We start from the raw sequence: 24,077 nt of genomic DNA, 5'->3' as shown, positions 1-24,077 counted from the left end.
AAACAAGGAAGAACAATGGACAGGCAAAATGTCAGACAAATAAAAAAACACAAAATCTTCTATCTGCTATTCATCCCCATTGCTCTCTATTTCATCCTCTTTACCTACTATCCATTCTTTCGCGGGCTGATCATGAGCTTCCAGGAGAACCGTCTCATTGGGGATCGACCATTTGCAGGACTTGAAAACTACAAGCTGGTCCTCAGTGATTCATCCTTCCTTGCATCAATAGTCAACTCACTTATTATTGGATTTTCGGACATGGTGCTCTACTTCTTTTTGGCATTGCTCTTCGCCTTGGTACTGAACGAGGTCACCCACAAGAACCTCAAGCAGGGAATCCAGACAATTGCCTACCTTCCCTACCTCTTCAGCTGGGCAGTCATTGGAGGTGTATGGGCACTGATATTCGACCTTGATGGGCTGGTCAATCAATTCCTGGGGTTCTTCGGAACAGAGCCGATCTTCTTCCTAGCTACCCCGGCTTATGCCCGTCCCCTGATCATTGCCATGGGGGTTTGGAGATCCATCGGGTACTTTGCTCTCCTCTTTACAGTAGCCATCATGAATATAGACCAGCAGCTCTTCGAGGCAGCAAGAATCGATGGCGCAAGCAGGATGATACAAATCAGGAAGATCATTGTCCCCTCCCTACTGCCCACCATGAAGACCATCATCGTACTGCTCTCCATAGGTGTGCTGACCCACTTTGATGAAATTTATGTCATGGTAAACCCAGCAAACAGGAGCCTTATCAGCACCTTGTTGCTCTATGTATACGAGAATGGCATCCTAAATTTCCGCACCGGTACAGCCAGTGCGGGAGCCACCCTGGTGATGATAGGAACACTTCTTTTCACCGCCCTGATCCGGCGTCTAACCGAGTATGACAAGGAGTAGGATGATGCAGCCTACATTGAGCAAAAAAGACAGACTCCCAACAGCAGTACGTGTTTTCAATGTTATGATGTTGGTATTTATAGTCATGCTGATGGGCTTCCCGATGCTTAACGTTCTAGCGGTATCTCTCTCCACCCAGGCAAACAGCGATTCCCCGGGAATGGTGCTCTGGCCCAATCCTCCCACCTTTGAAGGATACTCATTCATCTGGAAGTACACCAATCTTGCAACCCCCTTTTTCAATACAGTCTATGTGTCAGTTGTTGGGACGATATTGCATGTAATCATGGCATCCTTGGCAGGATATATTCTCTGCCAACCAAACCTGCCTTTGAAGAAGTCCATGACAACCTTCATCCTCCTGACCATGACAGTGCCTTATGAACTGACCATGATCGGTATCTATGCTGTCAACAAGGATCTGGGCCTGATCAACACCTATACCGGATTGATAGTGAACGGTATGATCAGCGGCTTCAGTGTTTTCTTGATGAGAAACTACTTCCAGGCCGTTCCTCAAAGCTTGGCAGAGTCAGCACGGATCGACGGGGCATCTGAACTGAGAATTTTCTCTTCCATCTACCTGCGGCTTGCAGTGAGTGGAATCCTAACCATAGGTACCCTGGAACTGATCAGGAGATGGAACAACATTACCATCACTGTAACCCTGATCAGTGACATGAAAAAATGGACACTTCCGGTTGTCCTGCGCTTCATCCTCTTCGACCAGACAAGTACCAGTGGTACAAGCTATATTTTTGCAAATGCCAAGATGGCTGCGGTGGTGCTCACAGCCCTGCCTCTTGTACTGCTATATTTCTTTACCCAATCGTTCTTCTCAAGTGGAATTATGATTGGATCGATCAAGGAGTGATGATCCCCAAAAAGGTGGAATCATGCTGAAATACCGAATTGTGATATCCAAATAGGAGGAATCATATGAACAAGAAACGAATGATTGTCGGATTGCTGGTCCTACTGACGATCAGTCTTGGACTCTTTGCCCAAGGGCAGATGGACAAGAGTGATGTTGAGGTAAAGGTCTTGGCAGGGGTAACAGGCGGAAAGGATGAAGCAGAGAACAAGCTCTTCGAGGAAGAGATGGAGAAGGCAACCGGCCTGAACATCTCCTGGGAGAAGGTTCCCTCGGGCTATGACCAAGTTCTGATGCAGAAACTTGGTGCAGGCGAGGAGTACGACTTGATCTACCTCAATCAGTTCCAGATGTACACATTGGCAAAACAGGGAGCATTGACCGATCTTACTGATCGAATCAAGGGCTCCTCCGTCTATGCTGAGAATGTCGACAAGGCTGAGCTTGAGAAGATTGCTCTCAACGGGAAGTACTATGCAGGCTTCAACAAACTTGAGGTTTTCCCCTTGGTGAACGTCAACAAGGCTATCACAGACAAGGTAGGTATTGACCTCGATTCGCTGGATACCCTGGACGAGTACTATCGCATGCTCAAAGAGGTGAAGACCTACATGGAGACCAAGGAAGGACGGAAGCCCTACTACCCATTCTTCACCTATATGCCGGACATCTGGGATCTCCAGCCATGGTTCAGCTCGGTTGGTCTGAGACGTGGTGTTTTCGTCGATGAGAGTGGAAAGAAGTATGCTCCCTATGTAGATCCAGCGGCAAAGCCGGTATGGCAGTGGCTTGCAAAGCTCTACCAGGAAGGCTTGATGGATCCCACATCCTTCACTGGAAAGACAGGAGATATGCGGAGCAAGATGTGGCAGAGCCAGGATATCGTCATGGACGTAGACTGGGCTGCCTGGACCGGGCTTTACAACAATAATGCCAAGACTGCCGGTACCTATCCAAGCAAGGTCAATGTCGTTGGTCTGCCTGGGACAAAGGGTCCCGATGGCACCTATCTGTTGGAACAGGGAGGAGCATCCCTTTGGGCAATCCCATCCAATGCAAAGAATCCTGATGAAGCATTCAAGATCCTTGAGTATATGGCAACTGCAGAAGGGGGCTTGTTGCTCTCCGCCGGTATCGAGGGTCACGATTATGTCATGAAGGATGGCAAGATCGAGTACACCGAGATCGGTAAGGCCCACGCAAAAGACCATGGGGCACCGTTCCCAATCTCCACCAAGTTTGATCTCTCTCTTCTCGGTGAGATGAATCCTGGCGTACTTGAGTCAGTTGCAGTCGGGCAGAGAGCTGACGTTTCCGTTGCCCCCATGGGATATGCAAACGGGGAACTGGACACACGCAAGTACTATGATATCATGAGTAAATGGATGACAGACTGCATCATGGGCAAGACCAGTGCAGATATGGCCATCCAGGGAGCTGAAAAAGAGCTCCGTGCAAATGGTCTCATCGACTAAGTTGCGTGGTAAGTGGCACATGGAGGGCGCAGCATCATGCTGCGCCCTTTTTAAGAGGATATATATGGAATCATTGAGAATTTCCCGGACCTTCACTCATCAAGAGCAGCAACAGTATACTCGCCTTCCGTTCAATGTACCTGAAGGCATTGAAAGCATTGAGCTATCCTACAGCTACCAACGTTACAAGCAAGAAGCTATGAAGTGGGGGATTGCAAAACAGGAGATAAATATTATCGACCTTGGGCTCTTCGATTCCAGGGGCATGGCCCGTGGATGGTCAGGAAGCGAGCAGACCGATATATTTGTTTCTGCATCCAAGGCAAGTCCTGGATACAAGCGAGGACAAACAGAACCTGGTAGATGGGAAGTTGCACTGGGTATTTACAAGGTTACCGATCAGGTGACAGTCGATATAACCATCAGAATGCAGGAAAAGGAACGTCGCTGGTTCAAGGGAGACCTCCATATGCACACAAAGAACAGTGATGGAATCTATACAACAAGGGAGGTCATCACGTATGCCAAGCATGCAGGTCTCGATTTCATAGCAATAAGTGACCACAACAACACCCAGCAAAACCAGGAGATTGGAAATCCAGAGGGGATTACCGTTCTTCCTGCAATGGAGTATACCAACTACCGTGGACATGCAAACTTTTTCTTCCCGGATATCGAGGAATTCTCCCAGAATCCCCTCTCCAATACCCGTGAGGAGCTCCTTTCCACCTTGCAAGCAGCACAAGACCGATCTGCCTTGGTGAGCATCAATCACCCCTTTGACACAAACTGTCCTTGGCTTTGGGGATTTGATCTGCCATTCACCCATGTTGAGGTATGGAATGGATTCTTCAAGGAATCTGACAGGAAAGCGGTAAGATGGTGGCGTGAACAACTCAGGAAAGGAAAGCCCTTGGTTGCAGTTGGAGGATCCGATACCCATCGTATCGAACAGGGAAGAAGCTTTGGTACCCCCACAACCTATCTTTATGCACTTTCTGCTGGCAGAGAAGACCTGCTGGAGGCCTTGCAGGAAGGGCGGGTATCCATCTCAGCCACTGCCAATGCAGCACAACTGGACCTTGTCATTGCCGATGCACATATTGGGCAAACCATCCCATACCAGGAAGGACTGAGTGCAAACATTCTTGTCAATGATGCAAAAGGGGGAGACAGGATTGTACTGTACAGCGATAGAGGGGAAGAGAGAAGCTGGGTATCTGAGTATGAAGGAACACTTTCACTCCCCTTTTCAGTGGACAGGCGGAAGTTCTACCAGGCAGAGCTCTATCGCAAAACGCTGGGCATGGACCTGCTTTGTGCGATGACCAACCCAATTTATTGCAGCTGAGCGGTCGACTCACGTACAATAAAGGTGAATGGGAGGGAGATACTCAAAGGGAATCGGTTCTTGCTGGTGATGAGGGAGTGCAACAGTGCAACTGCGGTCTGCCCCATCTCCACCATAGGCTGGGCGATGGTGGTAAGCCGTGGTAGGGAGAATGATGCTAGTTCGATGTTGTCAAACCCTACTACCGAGACATCATCAGGGACCCGCATCCCCCGATCGGCAAGCATTCTCATTGCCCCCAGGGCCAACTCATCAGTGACAGCGAAGACAGCAGTAAAAGGTACCTTGCGATTGAGCAATTCCTGCAACCCTTTGGCTCCTCCCTCCATATTGTAGGTATCAGCTGAAACCACCAGGGATGCATTGAACGGCAAGGAAGCAGCCTCCAAGGCGTTCGTATACCCCTCCAGACGCTGGGAAGGGAAGCTGTATTTCGTACCTCCGATGAAGGCAATCCTCCGGTGTCCCAAATGTATCAGATGATTCACTGCAGTGCGGGCAGCCTCTTCTTCACTGATATGAATTGAGGTTGCTTTCCAGCCGTTTCTCTCGAATGTAGCCAGTACGGTAGGAATTTTATTCTCCTGCAGATACTGCTGGAACTCTGGAAGCTCAATCTCATGCAGGATTATGATTCCATCAAGCCGTTCAGCCTTCAATCGTTTCAGACAAGCCCGTTCACCTTCCAAGTCTGTGGAAGCGAAATAGAAACTGGTGTGATAGCCAAACTGTTCCAGGTGATGTTCGATGGTGCTGAAGAGCTGTCGTTGGAACATATTGAAGGTACCCGGCATCACAATACCCACAGTGGAGGTATGCTTGCTGACCATGTCCCGTGCTGCTCGATTGGGAACATATCCGGTCTGCTTAATTGCATCAAGGATTTTTGCTCGCTTGTCAGCACTCACACATGCCCTGTCATTGAGCACCCGTGAAACTGTTGAAACCGAGACTCCTGCCATCCTAGCAATATCTTTGATACTAACCATGTAAACATCCTGTATACTGGTATTGTGTTTGGTATCATACCGTGCAACAAGCCGTTACTACAAGTACATTTCTCGTAAATTCATGATAGCATATACAGCTTCTTCCCATGATCGGGAGGGACTCAGCTCAAAAGCGAATACCCCTTCATACCCCTGCCCTGCCATATGGCTGAGAACCTTTGGGTAGTGAATCTCTCCGGTCCCAGGTTCATGACGACCTGGATGGTCTGCAATATGGACATGCCCCACATGCTTCCTAAAGCGGTCATAATTGTTACACAAATTCCCGCACTCAATTTGCATATGGTACAAGTCATACAACAGCTTGATGCTGGGCGAATTCACCACCTGAACGACATGAGCTGCATCATGAAGGGTATGCAACAGATTACCGGGATGGTCGACATACCGATTCAATGGCTCCAAGACACAGGTTATCCCTTCTCTCTCGGCATAGGGAGCCAAGGCAAGCAGCGTCTTTACCATATTCATATAGAGCCTGGTTTTTGGTATATCCGGGTATGAATCCACCACCTTTCCATCAGATAATGCATTGGAGTGAATCACCACGAGGGAACTGCCTACTTGTTTGGCAGCCTCAAAGGAAGCCCTTGCATAATCAATATATCCTTTGTAATGAGTGTCATCACAAAGAGAATACTCACTGCCATCTCCAGATATTGAACTTACAAAAAGGCCATACTCCTTGCATGACTCCCTGATAGCTGCCAGATCCTTATTTTCCCATGACCAAAACTCAATTGCATCAAACCCCGCCTTTTTTGCATTCCCCATACGCTCAAGGAATGGTTCATTGTTGTGCAGCATCTCTATATTGGATGAAAATGATATCATACCCTTACTCCCAGCATCTTGGCATTGCTGCCTTGAGAAGCTCAATCGACTTGGTAACCCCAGTGATCTGGTCCATGGTCATATCTTCCATCTCCAGACTGATTGGTCCATCATAACCCACCATGGCCAGCACACTGAAGAACTCCTTCCACCATGAAAGATCATGCCCATAACCAAGGGCAACATAGTTCCAACTCCTTGTTGCATACGCCTCAATGGGTTGGGTGTCAAGAAGCCCTTGAACCTGAAACAGTCCTTCTTCAATGCGTGCATCCTTTGCATGCACATGGTAGATCATAGACCCCAGTGAGCGTGCCATCGCCCTCGGGTCCCCTCCCATCCAGAAGAGGTGGCTGGGATCGAGATTCATGCCTACCATGGGTCCTACCTCTTCGCGTAAATGCTTAAGAGTATATGCATTGTATACCAACTGCGATCCATGGTTCTCCAGAGCAATCGCATCAATGTTGCAGTCCTGAGCTCGCTTGATTAAAGAGTGCCACGAAGGTATGAGTCGCTCTCTCCACTGCCAATCGAGCATCTGCAGGTTCTCTGGCGGCCAGCTGGTGGTAATCCAGTTTGGGCTTGCATCTTCTTCACATGCCCCAGGCAATCCGCTCATCATCACAATTTTCTTCACGCCGAGCAAGGACGCCAAGGCAAAGGTCTTGTGCACAAGTTCCAGGTGTCTCGCCCCCAAGGCGTTTGGCGCAAGGTGATTCCCACTGCAGTTCAGTGCAGAGATAGAAAGTCCATATTCATCCAGTATACCAAGGAATTCCTGTCGTGCATCTGATGAACCAGAGAGGGTGTCTAGTTGCAGGTGTGGGGAATTTGACCAGTTACCTGTTGCAAATTCCAACTGCTGGATACCCATCTCCTTGGCTTTCTTGACCATATCAAGAAATGGCAAGCAAGAAAGGGCATCAGTCATAAGGGAGAGTGTCATCATGCTAATGCCCCTGATAGAGTGTGGGTTTCTCGATTCTCTCAATAGGGCAGACTGTCCCTTGTTTCAATGCCTTAGCCGCTGTTTCAGTCGTTAAAAGTGCCATATACCCATCCCAGGCATCCGCTCCCTTGAAGGGGCGGTCCTCTGTTATACTGGCAACCCACTGCTGCATCTCCAATACATAGGAACGGGCAAAATACCGCCGGAAATCATCGGTAATACGTCCCATTTGCCTGCCGGCATGCTTTGTGGTGGTAAGTTGTACGGGATTGGACTGTACAGTCCCCTCCTGACATACCACTTGCAGGGATACTTCATATCCGTAGGAGGCATTTACATAGATTTCTGCCAGGGCACGACTTCCCGATTCCATGAGTATATTCATGATCAGAAGGTCACAAGCATCATCATCCAGGGAGTCCCGCGATCTGATCCCGGAGCAAAAGACTTCCTTGGGCTCCGAATCCAGGATCCAACGTGCAGAATCAACATCGTGACCAGCACTGTTGTTGAGAATGAATGTACCGGAATTGTGATACATTGCCTGTGGGTTACGGTGCTCTCCCTTCCAGAGAAGGGGACGAGCGAGGGTTTTCTCATCAATCTCTTGCTTGACAGAGGTGTGGTGTGGATCAAATCGCCTATTGAACCCGACACTGACAAGTTTCTTTCCTATGGATTGCTCAAGGGCAATGATCTCCCTGATTTCAGCTACACTGCTTGCCAATGGTTTCTCACAAAATACCGGCTTTCCCAGTGTAAGGGCATGCATGACATAGTGTGCATGGGTCGAATCAGGGCTGGCTATCACAACAGCATCCACTTCCTCGATCAAGCGTGTGGGATCGGTAAAACACTTCCGGCATGACACCTCCTGGGCAAGTACCTGCATCCGTTTCTCATCCACATCGGCCAAGGCCGCAACGCTCACAGCCTGACTACTCTCAAAGAGCGTACGTACATGGCTTGCTCCCATTCCTCCGGTGCCAATCACCCCTACGGTCATTTTCTTGGACATGCTGCCATCCTTTACCAACAAAGGGCTCTCAGCTGAGAGCCCTTTGTTTCAATCGATCTACTGCAAGGCATCCAAAGCTGCCTGTGCATTCTCCTTGGTGATGATGTCTACACCACTATCAATGCGCTTATCAATGATTTCGCCATTGGCAGCCTTGATTGCGTACTCAACACCCAGATACCCCATCGCCTCAGGCTTCTGGGCAGCGGTGCCGAACAAGCCACCTTCGATGATGGACTCAAGAGCACTCTTGTTACCATCAGTTCCAAGGACCAAGGCATCCACGCCAACCTGCTGCAATGCACGCAGAGCACCAAGAGCCATCTCATCGTTTGAGCAAAATACTGCGTCGATGTCGGCATTGCCCTGCAGGATATTCTGCATTACGGTGTAGGCACGTTCACGATCACTGTATCCCGGTTGACGAGCTACAATCTCAAAACCTGCTTCCTTGAAGACATCCTCAGCACCATCAGCACGCTGTGTGGTGGTTGGGTTTCCAGGAGCCCCTTCGATAACCACAGCCTTGCCTGGTCTGCCCAGTGCATCAACCATGGCTTTTGCTCCCATCTGTCCGGCAACATAGTTCTCGGTACCGATGAAGGTATCAAAGTTGTCAAATCCGTCGGCCATCGGGGTATCAACCAGAATCACAGGGATTCCTTGCTCTTTTGCCCTATTGACCACATTAACTGCCGTGGGAGGCTGGCTTGGTGAGAAAACCAAGGCAGCAGGATTTGCCGTAAGTGCATCCTGAACCATGTTGATCTGCTGCTCTACTGCATCCTCTGTTGGAGGCCCGAGCTTGATCAGTTCAACATCATACTCCGCTGCTGCTTTCTCAGCGCCATTGACAACTCTCTGCCAATACTCACTACTGAGCGTCTTCAAGACGACAGCAATTTTCATCTTGCCGGAGTCAGCAGTCTCCTTCTGCCCCTGTGCAAACAATCCCACCTGACTGGCAATCAAAACGAGAGCCAACAGAATCATCATAGTCTTTTTCATGGAATCCTCCTTTTAGGTCATGAAATAACACACTCTATTTCAAGGGAAACAACGTATCCCTTACATTCCTGCAAACCACCATTACTTCTGCACCGGTGCTGACTTCTGCCTGATTACATCGAGGTAAACAGCCAAAATGATGACAACACCAATTGCCACCGTCTGATATGCGGAGTTGACATTCAATAGGTTCAACCCGTTACGCAGAACTGCAATGATCAGAACACCAATTACCGTATTGAGAATCTTGCCAACACCACCACTGAAACTGGCGCCACCGATAATTACCGCTGCAATTGCATCAGTCTCATAGTCGGTACCAGCCAAGGGGTATGCTGCATTTACCCGACCAACAAGCAGAAGCCCTGCAAGAGCTGCAAAGAATCCACTCAAGGAGTAGACGATCAACAACACCCTGTGCACGTTGATCCCACTCAGGCGGCTTGCTTCAACATTCCCCCCTACAGCATAGATATGACGCCCGGTACTGGTGCGAGTCATGAAAATGAACATAATGCCGTATACCACTGCTACGAGGATGACACTGGCCGGAACGGGGCCCAGTGAGCCACTGCCAAAATACTGAATGGAAGGGGCAAACCCACTGATAGGCTGGGCGGCAGTAACAGCGAGGGCGAGACCTCGCGCAATCATCTTCGTGCCCATGGTGGAGATGAAGGGGTGTGGCAGTCTCAGCTTGGTCAGCAGGAGACCGTTGAAGAATCCAATCAAGGTACCCACGGCAAGGGCAAGCAGGATTGCCATCATGGGATTCATCTGCATGTTCACCCCAAAGATACCCAGCATCATGATGGAGAGAGCCAGGATTGAACCGATCGAAAGATCAATACCGGCTGTCAGTATGGCAAGGAACTCACCAACAGAGATGATTGCACTTACCGTTGCCTGGGAGAGGACGTTCGTGAGGTTTGCCACGGTAAGGAAGCGAGGAGAAAGAATGCTTATAATTACACAGAGCACAATCAGGCTCAGCATAATACCGAGACTTCCCCGTTTCTTGCTCTTCTTCACTTTCTCTACCACTTCACTCTGTGATGCTTCCAATACGTTTCCCTTCTGCAGTTCTTCCGATTGTTTCTTTTTCATGCTTCAGTCTTCCATTCATCTATCGTTATTGGTTTATGCAATCTCATCGACTCGTTGGCAGCAAGCGCAATTTCCATGGCTTTTACCCCATCTACGACTCCTACCCGGGACGCACCCTTTTTTGAGGCAACATCCTGTACAAACTGCCTCATTTCTTTCAGGTATGCACCCTCAAATCGTTCCAAGAATCCCTGTACCGACGCTTGGCATGTACCCTCGCTGTCATGCACGGAAAGTCCTTGTTTCTGTACACCACCGATACTCAACGCTCCTTCACTGCAGACAATCTCAGTGCGGACATCGTATCCATATTGACTGTTGCGGCTCCCTTCAAGGGAGGCAACCTTGCCATTGGCAAACGTCAGGTCAATATTCACATGGTCAATATCGCCAATCTCACCAAGGTCGGGATACCGAAGTACCGCCCCACGAGCGTACACTTCTGTTACCTCAGTACCAAAGAACCAACGACAGAGGTCTATATCATGCACACACAGGTCCATAATCAAGCCCCCACTGGTCTTCGCGAATGCAATAGGGGGACATCCCGGATCCCGGCTTATGCATTGGATCGATATCGCCTCCCCAATCTTCCCGCCTGCTATCGTGTCCTTTGCTTTTACATACGCAGTGTCAAAGCGACGCATGAACCCAAGTTGTACGAAGGCTCGCTTCTCATTGGTGAGCTCGTCCAGAGATACAGCTTCCTTCCAGTCCAAAGAGAGTGGCTTTTCAAGGAAAGCGGGCTTACCAGATAGGATGGTATCCTTGAGCACCTGTCCATGACTGCTTGTGGAGGATGCGATCACCACTGCGTCAATATCATCCCGTTCCAGGATATCCTGATACATACGGTACTGCTTAACCGCAGGATGGTCTTTGGAGAAGCGATCAAGAGACGATTGGCTGACATCACTGACCGCTACAAGCTCTGCCTGGGGGATACCCCCAGCAAGGTTTGCTGCATGCTGATATCCCAGACGCCCCAATCCGATTACTGCACATCTAAGTTTTTCCATCCATGCCACTCCTAAATGGGATACCCGCTCGCGGCGTACATTATTTTTTCGTTGCTGAACTCATCACGCTCAAGCTCTCCCATTATCTTTCCTTCGTGATATACGATGATCCTGTCAGCCATGCCCATACACTCATCCATCTCGGAGCTGATCATTATCACTGCTTTTCCCTTGGAAACCAGATCATTAATCAAGTTGTAGACTTCAATTTTTGCCCCTACATCGATTCCCCTTGTTGGTTCATCAAATATGAAGACATCTGATTTGCTCAGGAGCCACTTGGCAAGAACCACCTTCTGCTGATTCCCCCCGCTCAACTGCCCGGCAAGGGTGGTGACATCGGGAACCTTGATCCTAAGACTCTTCACCATCTCCTTTGCGGTATCTTTCATCTTCAAGAGATCAAGGAATGGCTTCTTGGTCTTGAACTGCATCAAGTCCACCAAGGTGGTATTGAACTCCACGGTCTGCAAGAGGATCAAACCCTGTCCCTTGCGATCCTCGGTCAAAAAGGCAATCCCTTGCTTGATTGAATCCTGAGGATTTCTTATATGCACCTTTTTCCCATGGATGAACACCTCACCGGCGTCGATGGGATCGGCACCGGTAATCCCCCGGATACTCTCTGTACGGCCAGAGCCGACCAACCCCGATACACCAAGGATTTCTCCTGCATGGACTTTGAAGTTGATGTCTTCAAACTCCCCTGCCTTGGAGAGTCCCTTCACCTCCAACACAACATCGCCACGCTGTGTTTCTATCTTTGGATACTTGTTCTTGATATCACGACCAACCATCAGCTTGATGATGTCATCCACCGTAACCTCATCAATTCGGCGGTTTGCCACCACTTCCCCATCACGCATGACAGTCAGGGAGTCACAGACAGACTTTACCTCATCCAAGCGGTGGGATATGAAGATGATGGTGACATGTTGTTGACGCAGTTTCTCAATAATCTTGAAGAGCTCCCCGGTCTCCTTTTCGCTCAAACTGGCAGTGGGTTCATCCATGATGATCAGCTTTGCCTTTGAGTTGACGGCCTTGCAAATCTCAACCATCTGCCTCCTGCCTACTCCAAGAAGACCAAGGGGTGTGTTTGGGTCGATATCCATTTCAAACTCAGCAAGGATCTTTCTTGCCTGCTCGACCTGGCTCTTCCTGTCGAGGAACTTGTTCCGCTTCTTCAACTCCCTGCCAAGAAAAATATTCTCAGCAACAGTCATATAATTGACTTGGTTGAGCTCCTGATAGATGCAAGAGATACCCAGTTCCATTGCCTGGTGGGGGATCAAAGCTTGAAAGACCTGTCCATCAAAGAAAATCTCACCGCCGTCTGGAGCATGAGCCCCTGCAAGAACCTTTATCAAGGTAGACTTGCCGGCACCGTTCTCACCAACCAACCCATGCACTTCACCGCTGTCCACATGCATGGTAACTGCATTCAAGGCAAGTACCCCTGGATAGCGTTTGGTTATATTTCTCAGTTCCAATATATGCGTGGTTTCTTTCACAGATCCCCCCTTCCAAGAGTTGCAAAGCGATGCATCCCTTTTCTCTCCGCAAGGAATTGGTACCTTTGCTTCAAATTTGAAAACGTTACCATAAATCTATGCTTACATCACTTTCATGATTTGTCAAATACTTTTTCAATATATAGGATTTAAGTCCTGCAGTACGTGAATAAGCGATATCTTTTTACCTTTACAAACTATGGGAATATGGTATACGCTATACGTATTTGATAACGTTTTCAAAATCGTCTATTCCAGAGGATAGCCGAAAGGGAGAAGTAATAACCATGAGTGAAGTCTTGAAAGTAGGTATTATCGGTGCCGGGCGTATTGGGAAATTACATGCAGAGAACATTACCAGACTGGTCCCCTCGGTCAAAGTGGTTGGCATCAGCGATGTCATGATGGATGAAAAGATGGAAACGTGGGTGCACTCATTGGGAATAGAGATTGCCACGAAGAATCCTTCCCAGTTGATCAATCATCCTGAAATCGATGCGATTCTGGTATGCAGTTCGACCGCTACCCACGCAGACTTCACAATTGCCGCAGCGAAGGCCGGCAAGCATATCTTCTGTGAGAAGCCAATCGACCTCTCGGTCCAGAAAGGGCTGGAGGCCATCAATGTGGCAAAGAACCACCAGGTCAAGCTACAGCTGGGATTCAATAGACGCTTCGACCACAACTTCCGCCATGTCCATGAACTGGCTTCCAGCGGAAAAGTCGGTGATATTCATATTGTGAAGATTACCAGCCGTGACCCGGCTCCCCCTGCTGCCTCCTATGTAGCAGCCTCCGGTGGCATCTTCCTGGATATGATGATCCATGACTTTGACATGGCACGCTACCAAGCAGGTAGTGAGATCACCAGTGTTTACGCTACCGGTGCAGTCCTTATTGACCCGGAAATTGGCAAAGCCGGAGATATAGACACAGCCATAGTCACGCTCACCTTTGCAAATGGGGCGATCGGGGTAATCGACAACTCCCGCCAAGCAGTCTATGGCTACGACCAGCGATTAGAGGTATTTGGGAGCAAAGGTTCAGCCCAGGCTGAGAATGACAGAGAGACCAATGTAACACTCTCGACCGTTGAGCAGGTGTCCATGGATAAGCCGCTCTACTTTTTCCTCGAACGGTATGAGGACGCATTCGTCGACGAGATCACCTCCTTTGCTGAGGCAATCCGCGAGGATAAGGATGTGGTTGTCAGTGGTGAGGATGGACTTGAGAACATGGTTGCTGCCCTTGCTGCTGGGAAGAGTCTAAAAGAAAAACGAGTGGTCACCATTGCAGAAATGAAACAGGAATTGGGACTGTAGAGAAAAGAAGGAGTAATTATGGCTACGACACGACTTACCATGGCTGGGGCACTGCTTCAGTTCCTGGATAATCAATATGTTTCCTATGATGGGGTTGAAGAGAAGTTTGTCGAAGGTGTTTATGGTATCTTCGGTCATGGCTGTGTGGTAGGAATTGGGGAGGCATTGGCCTCACAGGAGAACAAGCTGCCCTTCTACCAAGCAAAGAACGAACAAGGTGCTGTTCATGCCGCTACCGGGTTTGCAAAAGAACATAACCGCAGAAGAATCATGGCAGTCACCTCATCCATTGGACCAGGTGCATTGAACATGGTGACCGGTGCGGGTACAGCCACAGCCAACCACATTCCTGTACTGCTCCTACCCGGTGATGTCTTTGCCTGTAGGCAACCCGACCCGGTTCTCCAGCAGATCGAGATCCCGCATGACTATACCAATACAGCAAACGATGCATTCCGCTCGGTAAGCAGGTATTGGGATCGGATCAATCGCCCAGAACAGCTGATGAGTGCCATGATCAACGCCATGAGAGTTCTCACAGACCCTAGTGAGACCGGTGCAGTAACCATAGCACTCCCCCAGGATGTCCAGGGTGAGGCTTATGACTATCCCGTTGAGTTTTTCGAGAAACGAGTACATTACATAGAGAGACGAATTCCGAGCGAAGGACAAATCACACGACTTGCCGAATTACTGAAAGAAGCAAAGAAACCTCTGGTCATCTGTGGCGGAGGAGTCCGCTACAGCGAGGCAGGAGACGAGCTTGCCACCTTCTGTGAACGCTATCATATACCCTTTGCAGAGACCCAAGCAGGAAAGGGTACGGTACTCTGGGACAATGCATACAACCTGAGTGGGATCGGGACCACAGGAAGCCAGGCTGCAAACCGTCTTGCAAAAGAGGCGGACCTTGTCATAGGGGTAGGAACCCGTTTTGGCGATTTTACCACCTGTTCAAAATGGCTCTTCCAAAATCCAGAATGCAAGTTTGTTTCCGTCAATGTTGCCCCAGCTGATGCATACAAGCTCAACAGCTGCCCGATTATCGCTGATGCAAAGCTTACGCTGGCAGTGTTGAATACTACTGCATTCCTTCAAGGGTATCAGAGCCATTGGGGCAAGCAGATCAGCAGAGAGCGAGAGCTCTGGAACAAGGAAGTCGACCGGCTCTACAGTGAAGAGATTCCCTCCTCGCTCTCCCAAGTACGAGTATTGGGTGAGTTGAACGACCACCTTCTGCCTGCCTCAACCATTGTTGTCTCAGGCTCTGGATCCATTCCTAGTGATATGCAACGAGTCTGGAGAACGCGTGTCAGGGGAACCTACCATATGGAGTATGCCTTCTCCTGCATGGGCTATGAGATAGCTGCCGCACTCGGAGCCAAGATTGCCCATCCTGAACGGGAGGTTGTGGCCATTGTCGGTGATGGAGCCTATACCATGCTGCACACCGAGCTGCTGACATCGATACAGGAGGGCAGGAAGATTATCGTGATGGTATTGGACAATGCAGGGTTCCATTGCATTGACAACCTGCAACACAGCCAAGGCATCGTGCACTATGGCAATGAGTGGAAGCGAAGGGAAGACCATACAGGAAGACTGACCGGCACCTCACTCAGTGTGGACTATGCCTTGAACGCAGAAAGCTGGGGAGCCGTCGGGCTGCATGCTGACTCCGTGGAAGAACTCAAGCGTGCAGTTGCAAGAGCACTCGAAGAGGATCGCTCTACAGTAATTCACTGCCACGTTGCACCAAAGTCCATGACCAATGGGTATGAATCGTGGTGGCGTGTTGGAACTGCTGAGGTCTCCACAAACCCAGAAGTTGAACAAGCATGGAAAGAGATGCAGACTGAAATCAAGAAGTCAAGACAGTTTTAAAAAAGGATGGAGAACATGAGTACACAGCAAATACATCTGGCTATCGCTCCCATTGGTTGGACAAATGATGATCTCCCAGAACTTGGCGGAGAAATCCCCTTTGAGCAGTGTGTCAGTGAGATGGCTTTGGCGGGGTTCACGGGAAGTGAGGTAGGTAATAAATATCCACGAGATACCAATGTACTGAAGAAAGCCTTGGATCTTCGCGGCCTGCAAATCTGTAATGCATGGTTCAGCACTTTCCTGACAACCCAGAGCTACGCGGAAGTGGAGAAAGCCTTTGTGGAACACTGCACTTTCCTGAAGGCAATGGGAGCACAGGTGGTTGGGGTAGCAGAACAAGGAAACTCAATCCAAGGAAGGCAAGATCTTCCTGTTTTCAAGGCAAAACCAGTCAACTCGGAGAGAGAGTGGAAGTTGCTCACCGAAGGATTGAACCGGCTTGGGCAGAAGGCAAAGGAGATGGGCATAAGCCTGACCTACCATCACCATATGGGTACTGGAGTCCAAACAACCCAGGAAATTGACAGACTCATGGCTGAGACTGATGCAGAACTTGTCGGCCTGCTCTATGACACCGGTCACCTGGTGTTCAGTGGCGAGGACCCGTTGGCTATTCTCAAGCGCCATTATCCGAGAATTCGTCATGTCCATCTCAAGGACGTGAGGGAAGCATTGCGAGAAAAGGCTATCAAGGAAGAGTGGTCGTTCCTGAAGGGAGTCAAGGAAGGAGTCTTTACCATCCCCGGAGATGGGATGATTGATTTCAAGCCCATTCTCACCTACCTCAAGGATCAGGGCTACCAAGGTTGGTGGGTTGTTGAGGCAGAACAGGATCCTGCAAAAGCCAACCCCCTTGAATATGCGATGAAAGCAAGAGCCTATATTCGAGAGACAGCAGGAATCTAAGCAAAAGTAATGCGATGCAGGAAAAGCACAACCTCTATGGCATGTGCTTTCCATCATCGCCACCCATACGAAATGCATGAGAAGGGAATACGCATGAACGACCAAGAATTGCAACAGCTGCAAGTGATTGCAAAAAACATCCGCCGTGAGACAATTGATGAGATTGGACACTTGGGTGTTGGACACATTGGGGGAGCCTTGTCGGTTGTCGACATCTTAACACTTCTCTACTTCCGTCTGATGGAACAGATTGACCCAAAGAACCCAGGGAAAGAGGGGCGGGACAAACTCGTACTCTCCAAGGGACATGCCGGTCCGGCACTCTACGCTGTGCTTGCAGAGAAGGGATACTTTCCCAAGGAGTGGCTTCTGACACTGAATCAAGGGGGGACAAACCTTCCAAGCCACTGTGATATGAATCGGACACCCGGTATTGATTTCACCACTGGATCTCTTGGACAGGGAAGCTCAGCGGCAGCAGGCATTGCCCTCGCAGACAAGCTGAAGAACAGTCCAGCCTACACGTACCTCATCATTGGGGATGGGGAGAGCCAAGAGGGACAAATCTGGGAGATGGCCATGTTTGCCGCCCAGTACAAGCTGAACAACATCATTGCCTTTACCGACTACAACAAGCTCCAGATTGATGGAAGCACCTACGACATCATTGACTTGGGAGATATCGAGCAGAAGTGGCAGGGTTTCGGCTGGTTTGTCCAACGGGTCAATGGCCATGACATCCAGGCTCTTGAACAAGCCGTTCTCCAGGCAAAAACCCAGAAGGAACAACCTTCCATGATTATCTGTGACACCATCAAGGCAAAAGGGTTCGCTGGTGCAGAGGGGTTGGCATCCAGCCACAATATGGCCTACGACTCACAGGTGGCGAAGAAGATAATCCAAGCGCTCATGGCTGATGAGGAAGGAGTACGATCATGATTGACATTGATGCAATAAAGGATTTCCGTTCCATCTACGCAGAGACCCTGATTGAACTCGCCAAAGAGGACCCCAAGGTGGTTGTATTGGAAGCGGACCTGATGAGTGCAACAGGGACTAGACACTTCAAGGATCTGTTTCCCGATCGTTCGATCAACTGTGGTGTTGCAGAGGCCAACATGGTAGGAATCGCCAGTGGCCTTTCCTCCCAGGGTTTCATCCCTTTTGTAAACACCTTCGGCTGCTTCGCAACCCGAAGGGCCTACGACCAATTTTTTCTTTCTGCCAACTATGCGCGGCAAAATGTAAAACTGGTGGGATTGGATCCTGGGATTACCGCAGCCTTCAATGGTGGAACCCATATGCCGTTCTGCGATATCGCCCTTACCCGAGTAATTCCAGACCTTATTGTCGTGGAACCAGCGGACGGGCATGCCGTACACCACCTGACAAAGGCACTCTACTCCCATAAGGGATCGACGTATATGCGTCTGCAAAGAAAGGGCAATCCCATCTTCTATGATGCAGGTCAAACCTTCGAATTGGGCAAAGGCATCATTGTTCGCGACGGGAAAGACGTCACATTAATTGCGACAGGGGCTGTTATGCTTGAGCAGGCAATACTTGCATCCAAGGAACTGGAAAAAGAGAATATCTCTGCTGCAGTTCTGGATATGCATACCGTCAAACCACTGGATAAGGACCTTGTCCTCTCCTACGCGAAGAAAAGTGGGGCTGTTGTTACCTGTGAAAACGCACAGATGGCCGGTGGCATGGGTAGTGCGGTTGTTGAGTTCCTTGGTGAGGAATACCCCTCGCCAGTCAAGCGGGTGGGCATACAGGACCTGTTCGGGGAGGTTGGAACCGTCGGCTATCTCCTGCAGCGTTTCAACCTGACCTCAGAGCATATCGTACAGGCAGCGAAGCAGGCAATCGCGATGAAATAGAGCCAAGTCACCCCCAGTGCACCACGAAGCATGCGGGCAAGGGGGAGGAGTAAAAAACAGATGGAGACTGCATGATCCCAGTGATATGCAGGAGAAACGTTAGAGTTCCAAGAGGGAGAAACACTATGAAAAAGATCAAGGTCGGAGTAGCAGGCTATGGAGTTATCGGACAGCGACTTGCTGATGGAGTTGCCTTGCAGGGTGATATGGAACTGGTAGGAGTTGCTGATGTGGCCCCCACATTGAGTGTTCGTGCACTCAAGGAGAAGGGAATGCCCTATAAGTTCTTCACGGCAATGCCGGACAATACCCAAGCACTGGAAGATGCTGGCATCCCCATCAGCGGCAGTTTGGAAGATCTGGTGCAACAGGTTGATGTCATGCTCGACGCAACCAGCGCAGGGGTGGGACTGAAGAACAAGGAAATCTACAAGAAGTATGGCAAGAAAGCCGTCTTCCAGGGTGGCGAGAAGAATGCTATTGCCGATGTTTTCTTTCACGGTTATGCAAACTATGAAAAAGGGCTTGGTGTTGACTATCTCAAGCTGACCAGCTGCAACACCACCGGTCTGATCCGTGCTGTGGACTGTCTCGACCGTGTGGTTGGAGCAGAGAAAGTTGCGATCACCATCATCCGCCGTGTTGCAGACCCGGGAGATTACCACCGTGGCTTGACTAATGCACTACAGATAGACAAAGCTCCCAGCCACCAGGCAGTCGACCTGATGACCATCATGCCCCACGTGGAGGCAACCGGTATTCTCGTGCATACCCCGGTCACCCATGGACATATCATTACCGTGGTGCTGACACCAAAGAAGGATATCTCCGTTGAAGAGGCCATTGAAATCTTCGAGAAGCATCCCAGAATTCGTGTTGTATCCATCGATGAGGGATTCCTCGGCAATGCAAGTCTCTTCCGCTATGCTCGGGACCTCGGCAACCCAAGAGGCGACATGTATGAGATTGCCCTATGGAAGGATTCAGTGGTCAAGAGCGGAAATGATCTGATGTTTGCCATCAACATTCCTCAGGAGTCAGTGGTAATCCCCGAGAACATCGATGCCATCAGAGCAGCGATGCAGATGCAGGGTGACCGTGAGAGCGGCACATCTGAGACCAACAAGTATTTGGGAATTGGATCATGGAAAAAGTAACCAACATCCGCATGCGCAGTCTGGAGGATGTAGTATTGAAGGGACGGACGGTCATCTTCCGTCCCGACATCAACTCCCCCATCGATCCAAAGACCAAGCGCATTGTAAATACCAATAGATTGGAGAAAGCAGCCCCTACCCTCAAGGCGCTGCTTGACGGAGGTGCAAAGGTTGCCCTGATCGCCCACCAAGGCGACACCCTGGACTACCAGAACCTTATCCCCCTTGCTGAGCATGCTCAAATCCTCAGCAAGTTCACCGGCTACGAGGTAGCCTATCTTGATGATGTCTGCGGCCCTGCTGCCCAGGAAAGAGTTCGCTCACTCAAGGAGGGTCAGGCCGTGGTGCTGGGAAACCTCCGCTACCTCTCAGAGGAGATTACCGCCTTTGAGAAGGAGGTAAAGCTCAAACCATCGCAGATGCTTGATACTTGGCTCATCAGATCTCTTGCACCACTGGCCGACCTCTATGTAAACGATGCTTTTGCAGCAGCCCACCGAAACGCCCCCTCGATGGTAGCGTTCCAGGAGTTGCTTCCCACTGCTGGGGGAATGCAGCTGGTAGGTGAATATACCGCGCTCAGCAAGGTTGCTGCCCAGCCAATCCACCCCTGTGTCTTTGTCCTGGGAGGAGGAAAGATCAGCGATGCCTTCGGGATGATGCGCAATGTTCTTGAGAACAAGACCGCTGATACCATTCTTTGTGGGGGCATTACCGCTTTGGTCATGCTTCTGGCAAAGGGAGTATCTCTGGGTGATGCCACATGGAATTTTCTCAAGGATCGTGACCTCCTGATGTTTGTTGAACAGGCAAAATCATTGCTTGCAAGCTGGCCAGAAGCTTTTGTGATCCCTCTCGACCTTGCCTATGAGGAGGGAGGAAAGCGATTGGAAGCAACTGTTGAAACGATAGCTGATTCCAAGCATCTACAGACTAAACTATTCCTCGATCTTGGCGAGAAGACCATCAAACGCTACAAGGATCTGATTGCGGAAGCAGGATCTCTTTTCGTCAACGGGCCTGCCGGAGTGTATGAGGATGAGCGCTTTGAGAAGGCAACCAAGGAAATTTGGAGTGCCATCGCACAGGCAGATGGCTATACCGTGGTAGGAGGTGGAGATACCATTACCGCAGCAACCCGCTTCACTGACCTTTCCCAGTACTCCTACGTATGTACAGCAGGAGGGGCCATGGTTCGTTTCCTTTCAGGGAAGAAGCTTCCCCTGATCGAGGCAATGGAAAAAGCATGGGAGCGAGAGAGCAAGGAGTAAGCAATGCAACTGAGCATTCCCTATTTGGGCGATCAAAAGATTGAGGTTGCCATTTCGGATGAAAACCTTTTGGGTGTTCTTGAGCCAAATACCATTCCTTCTGCAGGTGAGAAGGAATCACTGGGGAGGGCAACAGCAAATCTGGCTGCTTTTCTCAAGGGAGCCAACAAGGTTCTGGTGATCATCAACGATGCCACCCGCCCTACCCCGACCCCGGCAATGCTCAGTGCAATCCTTCCCCAAGCAGAGCTAGCCGGAATACGTGATGAACAGATTACCATACTCGTAGCTACCGGAGCACACAGAGGGGCAAAGGAGCAAGAGCTGGACCAACTGCTTGGACCGTACACTGAACGACTGAAGGGACGATTGGTCAGTCATGATGCGAAGGATTCCAATTCGCTGGTCAATGTAGGAAAAACCCGAAACGGCACTCCAATACTTCTCAACAAGCTCCTCTTCTCCTGTGATCGAATCGTGGCAACAGGGAGTGTTGAACCACACTACTTTGCTGGATTTACCGGAGGGAGAAAAGCCTTCCTGCCTGGGATTGCAGGATATGCCACCATCGAGGCAAACCACAAGCTGGCCATCCAGGATGCAGCACACTCCCTTGCACTGGATGGGAACCCTGTGCATGAGGATATGATGGATGCCTTGGAGCATATCAAGGCACCCATTTTCTCACTGATGAGTGTATTGGATAAGGACCAGAAAGTGGTGGGTGCAACAAGCGGTGATATTGTTGATTCCTTCCAGGAGGCAGTACAGGTTGCCCAATCCGTCTTCTGTGTACCAGTCAAGCAGCAAAGTGATATTGTCATATCAGTTGCCAAGTTCCCGATGGACATCAACCTCTATCAGAGTCAGAAGGGAATCGACAATGGGTCCCTTGCCGTCAAGGATGGTGGTACCTTGATTCTGGTATCCTCCTGCCGTGAAGGTATTGGGGATGAGGAGTTTGCAAAGTTGCTTGGCTCTTGCTCCACAGTTGATGAGGCACTTCAGAAGATCAAGGAGAACTATAAACTTGGGTACCATAAGGCAGCAAAGATGGCCTCTGTAAGCAAACGCATTTCGGTACAGGCCTATACAGAACTGAACGACAACATGGTGAGAAGTCTCTTTCTGGAACCCGTGCATGACCTGCAACAAGCACTGGATGATGCCATGGAGCAAGCAAGAAGGAAAGGAATTGCCAATCCGACAGTGCTTGTCTTACCTGACGGATGCGTTACAGTTCCTCTAGTTGGGTAAGCAACTCCTTGTGTTTCACTGATCGGTATTCGTCCTCACTCTGCAATGCCTTGGAAGGGGTTGCTCGGGCATTTCGTTCCGGGTCAAGTGCTCGTAACATTTGCTCTGACTGATGATTCATATTCTTCCTGAATGAGGAAGGGGCTACCCCACAGAACTTGGAGAAAACACGACTGAACTGGCTGAATGAGGTAAATCCACACGCTGAGCAGATTCCCTTGATCTTCATCTGTGAGTAGAGCAACAACTGCTGGGCATTTCTTACCCGAATCTGCTGAAGGTAGGAAACAAAGTTCAGTCCGGTAACCCGTTTGAACTGATGGGAGAGATAGAAGGAACTTACCGAGAAATGGTCTGCAACCTCCTGGAGGCTGAGCTCCTCAGCATAGTGGGTGTGGAGGTAGCTGGTCACCTCATAAATCTTCTGGGTAATGGAATCGGTAATCTCAGCCTTTGTAAAGAGGTTTGCCTTCCTGTTGGTCTGTATGATCCATAGCAATTCCAGAAACTACCCATGGATCATAAGCTCATAACCTGGTTGCAACTCTGTCCCCAGAATATAGATTGCATTGAACAACTGCATGATCTTCTGCAACACAGATCCGGAGAAACGGAATATGGGGGGATCTTCATCAAAAAGAGTCAACAAACGTCTCACCTGTCGTTCCATAGGGGAGAGAGAGGGAGAAATACGGAATGCGACAATGAGCCTGGCCTTTGGTCTCTCACCCTTGGGATACATCGTCATATGAAGTGATGATGGCTTGAGGAGCACCAGGTCATACCGTTGCAGGCTGAAATACTCACCTTCAATGATATGCGCGGCATGGTCGTCGACCAGAAAGAAGAGTTCATAGAAGTCATGGAAGTGCTGGAACTCCATATTCATTGCATCAGAACGCACCCCGTAGTCAAAGAGGTAGAACAGGGGTTTACGGTCATCGTTCACCTTGATTGAGAAGTCTTCCTTGAATAGTATACGACTCTCTTGTTGCTCCATATGGAAAACGATACTAACTGAGAGATTCCCTTGCAAGCACAGAGACATGGATTATTCGTATTTTTATTGCTTGTAAGCAGCCTCTTCATCGACTACCAGCTTGCAACGGGGGTGTAGTTGCAGGAAAGATGCGGGTAATGATTTTTCAATTGGGCCCTGATACAATGCCTTGACTACATCTGCTTTTTCCCTGCCTTTTGCAACAAGGATAATCTCCCTTGCCTGCAAGATTGGCTTCAAACCCATCGTTATCCTACAAAAGGGAATCGGTTCATGGATCTTTTCTTCTCAAGAACCTTTCAGGTTGCTTCACCCAGGGGAACCTCATG

Annotated in this window: 23 protein-coding genes; 12 read left to right on the top strand and 11 right to left on the bottom strand. The window is 49.6% G+C overall.

Translation table 11 applies throughout. The features are described from left to right. The 4 genes from AB7S66_RS03490 to AB7S66_RS03475 all read left to right on the top strand — a co-directional run. Window positions 1–900, top strand: a 900-nt coding sequence (locus AB7S66_RS03490; RefSeq protein WP_428518064.1) for an ABC transporter permease subunit, incomplete at its 5' end; no start/stop codon positions are given. Window position 901: 1 nt separating this feature from the next. Then, entirely contained in the window at window positions 902–1,774 is an 873-nt protein-coding gene (locus tag AB7S66_RS03485) for a carbohydrate ABC transporter permease (protein WP_428518063.1), read from the top strand. 65 nt (window positions 1,775–1,839) lie between these two features. After that, window positions 1,840–3,249 (top strand): ABC transporter substrate-binding protein, encoded by a 1,410-nt coding sequence (locus AB7S66_RS03480; protein WP_428518061.1) that lies wholly within the window; start codon window positions 1,840–1,842, stop codon window positions 3,247–3,249. 64 nt (window positions 3,250–3,313) lie between these two features. Then, complete coding sequence (locus tag AB7S66_RS03475) at window positions 3,314–4,600, top strand: CehA/McbA family metallohydrolase (RefSeq protein WP_428518060.1); 1,287 nt, start codon at window positions 3,314–3,316, stop codon at window positions 4,598–4,600. Here the strand turns inward: AB7S66_RS03475 and AB7S66_RS03470 are convergent. The 8 genes from AB7S66_RS03470 to AB7S66_RS03435 all read right to left on the bottom strand — a co-directional run bounded on the left by AB7S66_RS03470 (window position 4,588) and on the right by AB7S66_RS03435 (window position 13,062). Beyond that, window positions 4,588–5,589 (bottom strand): LacI family DNA-binding transcriptional regulator, encoded by a 1,002-nt coding sequence (locus tag AB7S66_RS03470; RefSeq protein ID WP_428518058.1) that lies wholly within the window; start codon window positions 5,587–5,589, stop codon window positions 4,588–4,590. The two genes, AB7S66_RS03475 and AB7S66_RS03470, sit on opposite strands and share 13 nt — an antisense overlap. Before the next feature lie 57 nt (window positions 5,590–5,646). Then, the gene (locus tag AB7S66_RS03465; protein WP_428518057.1) at window positions 5,647–6,444 is read right to left on the bottom strand and encodes a TIM barrel protein; all 798 of its coding nucleotides are present in this window, start codon (window positions 6,442–6,444) and stop codon (window positions 5,647–5,649) included. A gap of 4 nt (window positions 6,445–6,448) precedes the next feature. Then, entirely contained in the window at window positions 6,449–7,396 is a 948-nt protein-coding gene (locus tag AB7S66_RS03460; RefSeq protein WP_428518055.1) for a sugar phosphate isomerase/epimerase family protein, read from the bottom strand. A gap of 1 nt (window position 7,397) precedes the next feature. Then, entirely contained in the window at window positions 7,398–8,414 is a 1,017-nt protein-coding gene (locus tag AB7S66_RS03455; RefSeq protein WP_428518054.1) for a Gfo/Idh/MocA family oxidoreductase, read from the bottom strand. 57 nt (window positions 8,415–8,471) lie between these two features. Further along, window positions 8,472–9,422, bottom strand: coding sequence for a sugar ABC transporter substrate-binding protein (locus AB7S66_RS03450; RefSeq protein WP_428518052.1), 951 nt, complete (start codon window positions 9,420–9,422; stop codon window positions 8,472–8,474). A gap of 81 nt (window positions 9,423–9,503) precedes the next feature. Beyond that, the gene (locus tag AB7S66_RS03445; protein ID WP_428518050.1) at window positions 9,504–10,529 is read right to left on the bottom strand and encodes an ABC transporter permease; all 1,026 of its coding nucleotides are present in this window, start codon (window positions 10,527–10,529) and stop codon (window positions 9,504–9,506) included. Then, window positions 10,526–11,548, bottom strand: coding sequence for a Gfo/Idh/MocA family protein (locus AB7S66_RS03440; protein ID WP_428518048.1), 1,023 nt, complete (start codon window positions 11,546–11,548; stop codon window positions 10,526–10,528). Before AB7S66_RS03440 ends, AB7S66_RS03445 begins: the two co-directional genes overlap by 4 nt. An 11-nt stretch (window positions 11,549–11,559) precedes the next feature. Further along, a complete protein-coding gene (locus AB7S66_RS03435) occupies window positions 11,560–13,062 on the bottom strand; it encodes a sugar ABC transporter ATP-binding protein (protein WP_428518046.1) in 1,503 nt (500 codons plus the stop codon). A gap of 287 nt (window positions 13,063–13,349) precedes the next feature. Here AB7S66_RS03435 and iolG point away from each other — a divergent pair, with 287 nt between their 5' ends. From iolG to larA, 8 genes are all read left to right on the top strand, one after another. Beyond that, window positions 13,350–14,384 carry an inositol 2-dehydrogenase gene (gene iolG / locus AB7S66_RS03430; RefSeq protein ID WP_428518044.1) on the top strand — a complete coding sequence of 345 codons (1,035 nt, stop codon included), beginning with the start codon at window positions 13,350–13,352 and terminating at the stop codon, window positions 14,382–14,384. 18 nt (window positions 14,385–14,402) lie between these two features. After that, complete coding sequence (gene iolD / locus AB7S66_RS03425) at window positions 14,403–16,268, top strand: 3D-(3,5/4)-trihydroxycyclohexane-1,2-dione acylhydrolase (decyclizing) (protein ID WP_428518042.1); 1,866 nt, start codon at window positions 14,403–14,405, stop codon at window positions 16,266–16,268. Between the two features lie 15 nt (window positions 16,269–16,283). Further along, the gene (gene iolE / locus AB7S66_RS03420; protein ID WP_428518041.1) at window positions 16,284–17,177 is read left to right on the top strand and encodes a myo-inosose-2 dehydratase; all 894 of its coding nucleotides are present in this window, start codon (window positions 16,284–16,286) and stop codon (window positions 17,175–17,177) included. Between the two features lie 93 nt (window positions 17,178–17,270). After that, a complete protein-coding gene (locus AB7S66_RS03415) occupies window positions 17,271–18,116 on the top strand; it encodes a transketolase (RefSeq protein WP_428518039.1) in 846 nt (281 codons plus the stop codon). Continuing rightward, entirely contained in the window at window positions 18,113–19,063 is a 951-nt protein-coding gene (locus tag AB7S66_RS03410) for a transketolase family protein (protein WP_428518037.1), read from the top strand. Before AB7S66_RS03415 ends, AB7S66_RS03410 begins: the two co-directional genes overlap by 4 nt. Before the next feature lie 125 nt (window positions 19,064–19,188). After that, entirely contained in the window at window positions 19,189–20,220 is a 1,032-nt protein-coding gene (locus AB7S66_RS03405; RefSeq protein WP_428518036.1) for a type II glyceraldehyde-3-phosphate dehydrogenase, read from the top strand. Next, window positions 20,208–21,491: a phosphoglycerate kinase gene (locus tag AB7S66_RS03400; RefSeq protein ID WP_428518034.1), complete on the top strand. Its 1,284-nt coding sequence runs from the start codon at window positions 20,208–20,210 to the stop codon at window positions 21,489–21,491. The genes AB7S66_RS03405 and AB7S66_RS03400 overlap by 13 nt, the downstream gene beginning before the upstream one ends. Before the next feature lie 3 nt (window positions 21,492–21,494). Continuing rightward, a complete protein-coding gene (larA, locus tag AB7S66_RS03395; RefSeq protein ID WP_428518032.1) occupies window positions 21,495–22,748 on the top strand; it encodes a nickel-dependent lactate racemase in 1,254 nt (417 codons plus the stop codon). On the opposite strand, the gene AB7S66_RS03390 is transcribed toward larA, so the two are convergent. From AB7S66_RS03390 to AB7S66_RS03380, 3 genes are all read right to left on the bottom strand, one after another. Continuing rightward, complete coding sequence (locus AB7S66_RS03390) at window positions 22,726–23,247, bottom strand: helix-turn-helix domain-containing protein (RefSeq protein ID WP_428518030.1); 522 nt, start codon at window positions 23,245–23,247, stop codon at window positions 22,726–22,728. The genes larA and AB7S66_RS03390 overlap by 23 nt on opposite strands. A gap of 9 nt (window positions 23,248–23,256) precedes the next feature. After that, window positions 23,257–23,748, bottom strand: a complete 492-nt coding sequence (locus tag AB7S66_RS03385) for a hypothetical protein (RefSeq protein ID WP_428518029.1) — start codon at window positions 23,746–23,748, stop codon at window positions 23,257–23,259. A 63-nt stretch (window positions 23,749–23,811) separates the two neighbouring features. Then, entirely contained in the window at window positions 23,812–23,994 is a 183-nt protein-coding gene (locus tag AB7S66_RS03380; protein WP_428518028.1) for a hypothetical protein, read from the bottom strand. Between the last annotated feature and the right edge of the window lie 83 nt (window positions 23,995–24,077).

It is taken from the genome of Sphaerochaeta sp., from assembly GCF_050178175.1.
GTDB lineage: Bacteria > Spirochaetota > Spirochaetia > Sphaerochaetales > Sphaerochaetaceae > Sphaerochaeta.
Note: the sequence above shows the minus strand (reverse complement) of the source record. Positions and strands in the feature narration are given on the sequence as shown.

What these genes read in the sequence shown, in the direction of transcription:
- AB7S66_RS03485 (WP_428518063.1), top strand. Translation starts at nt 902, where the DNA reads ATGATGCAGCCTACATTGAGCAAAAAAGACAGACTCCCAACAGCAGTA.
- AB7S66_RS03480 (WP_428518061.1), top strand. Translation starts at nt 1,840, where the DNA reads ATGAACAAGAAACGAATGATTGTCGGATTGCTGGTCCTACTGACGATC.
- AB7S66_RS03475 (WP_428518060.1), top strand. Translation starts at nt 3,314, where the DNA reads ATGGAATCATTGAGAATTTCCCGGACCTTCACTCATCAAGAGCAGCAA.
- AB7S66_RS03470 (WP_428518058.1), bottom strand. Translation starts at nt 5,589, where the DNA reads ATGGTTAGTATCAAAGATATTGCTAGGATGGCAGGAGTCTCGGTTTCA.
- AB7S66_RS03465 (WP_428518057.1), bottom strand. Translation starts at nt 6,444, where the DNA reads ATGATATCATTTTCATCCAATATAGAGATGCTGCACAACAATGAACCA.
- AB7S66_RS03460 (WP_428518055.1), bottom strand. Translation starts at nt 7,396, where the DNA reads ATGATGACACTCTCCCTTATGACTGATGCCCTTTCTTGCTTGCCATTT.
- AB7S66_RS03455 (WP_428518054.1), bottom strand. Translation starts at nt 8,414, where the DNA reads ATGTCCAAGAAAATGACCGTAGGGGTGATTGGCACCGGAGGAATGGGA.
- AB7S66_RS03450 (WP_428518052.1), bottom strand. Translation starts at nt 9,422, where the DNA reads ATGAAAAAGACTATGATGATTCTGTTGGCTCTCGTTTTGATTGCCAGT.
- AB7S66_RS03445 (WP_428518050.1), bottom strand. Translation starts at nt 10,529, where the DNA reads ATGAAAAAGAAACAATCGGAAGAACTGCAGAAGGGAAACGTATTGGAA.
- AB7S66_RS03440 (WP_428518048.1), bottom strand. Translation starts at nt 11,548, where the DNA reads ATGGAAAAACTTAGATGTGCAGTAATCGGATTGGGGCGTCTGGGATAT.
- iolG (WP_428518044.1), top strand. Translation starts at nt 13,350, where the DNA reads ATGAGTGAAGTCTTGAAAGTAGGTATTATCGGTGCCGGGCGTATTGGG.
- iolD (WP_428518042.1), top strand. Translation starts at nt 14,403, where the DNA reads ATGGCTACGACACGACTTACCATGGCTGGGGCACTGCTTCAGTTCCTG.
- iolE (WP_428518041.1), top strand. Translation starts at nt 16,284, where the DNA reads ATGAGTACACAGCAAATACATCTGGCTATCGCTCCCATTGGTTGGACA.
- AB7S66_RS03415 (WP_428518039.1), top strand. Translation starts at nt 17,271, where the DNA reads ATGAACGACCAAGAATTGCAACAGCTGCAAGTGATTGCAAAAAACATC.
- AB7S66_RS03410 (WP_428518037.1), top strand. Translation starts at nt 18,113, where the DNA reads ATGATTGACATTGATGCAATAAAGGATTTCCGTTCCATCTACGCAGAG.
- AB7S66_RS03405 (WP_428518036.1), top strand. Translation starts at nt 19,189, where the DNA reads ATGAAAAAGATCAAGGTCGGAGTAGCAGGCTATGGAGTTATCGGACAG.
- AB7S66_RS03400 (WP_428518034.1), top strand. Translation starts at nt 20,208, where the DNA reads ATGGAAAAAGTAACCAACATCCGCATGCGCAGTCTGGAGGATGTAGTA.
- larA (WP_428518032.1), top strand. Translation starts at nt 21,495, where the DNA reads ATGCAACTGAGCATTCCCTATTTGGGCGATCAAAAGATTGAGGTTGCC.
- AB7S66_RS03385 (WP_428518029.1), bottom strand. Translation starts at nt 23,748, where the DNA reads ATGGAGCAACAAGAGAGTCGTATACTATTCAAGGAAGACTTCTCAATC.
- AB7S66_RS03380 (WP_428518028.1), bottom strand. Translation starts at nt 23,994, where the DNA reads ATGGGTTTGAAGCCAATCTTGCAGGCAAGGGAGATTATCCTTGTTGCA.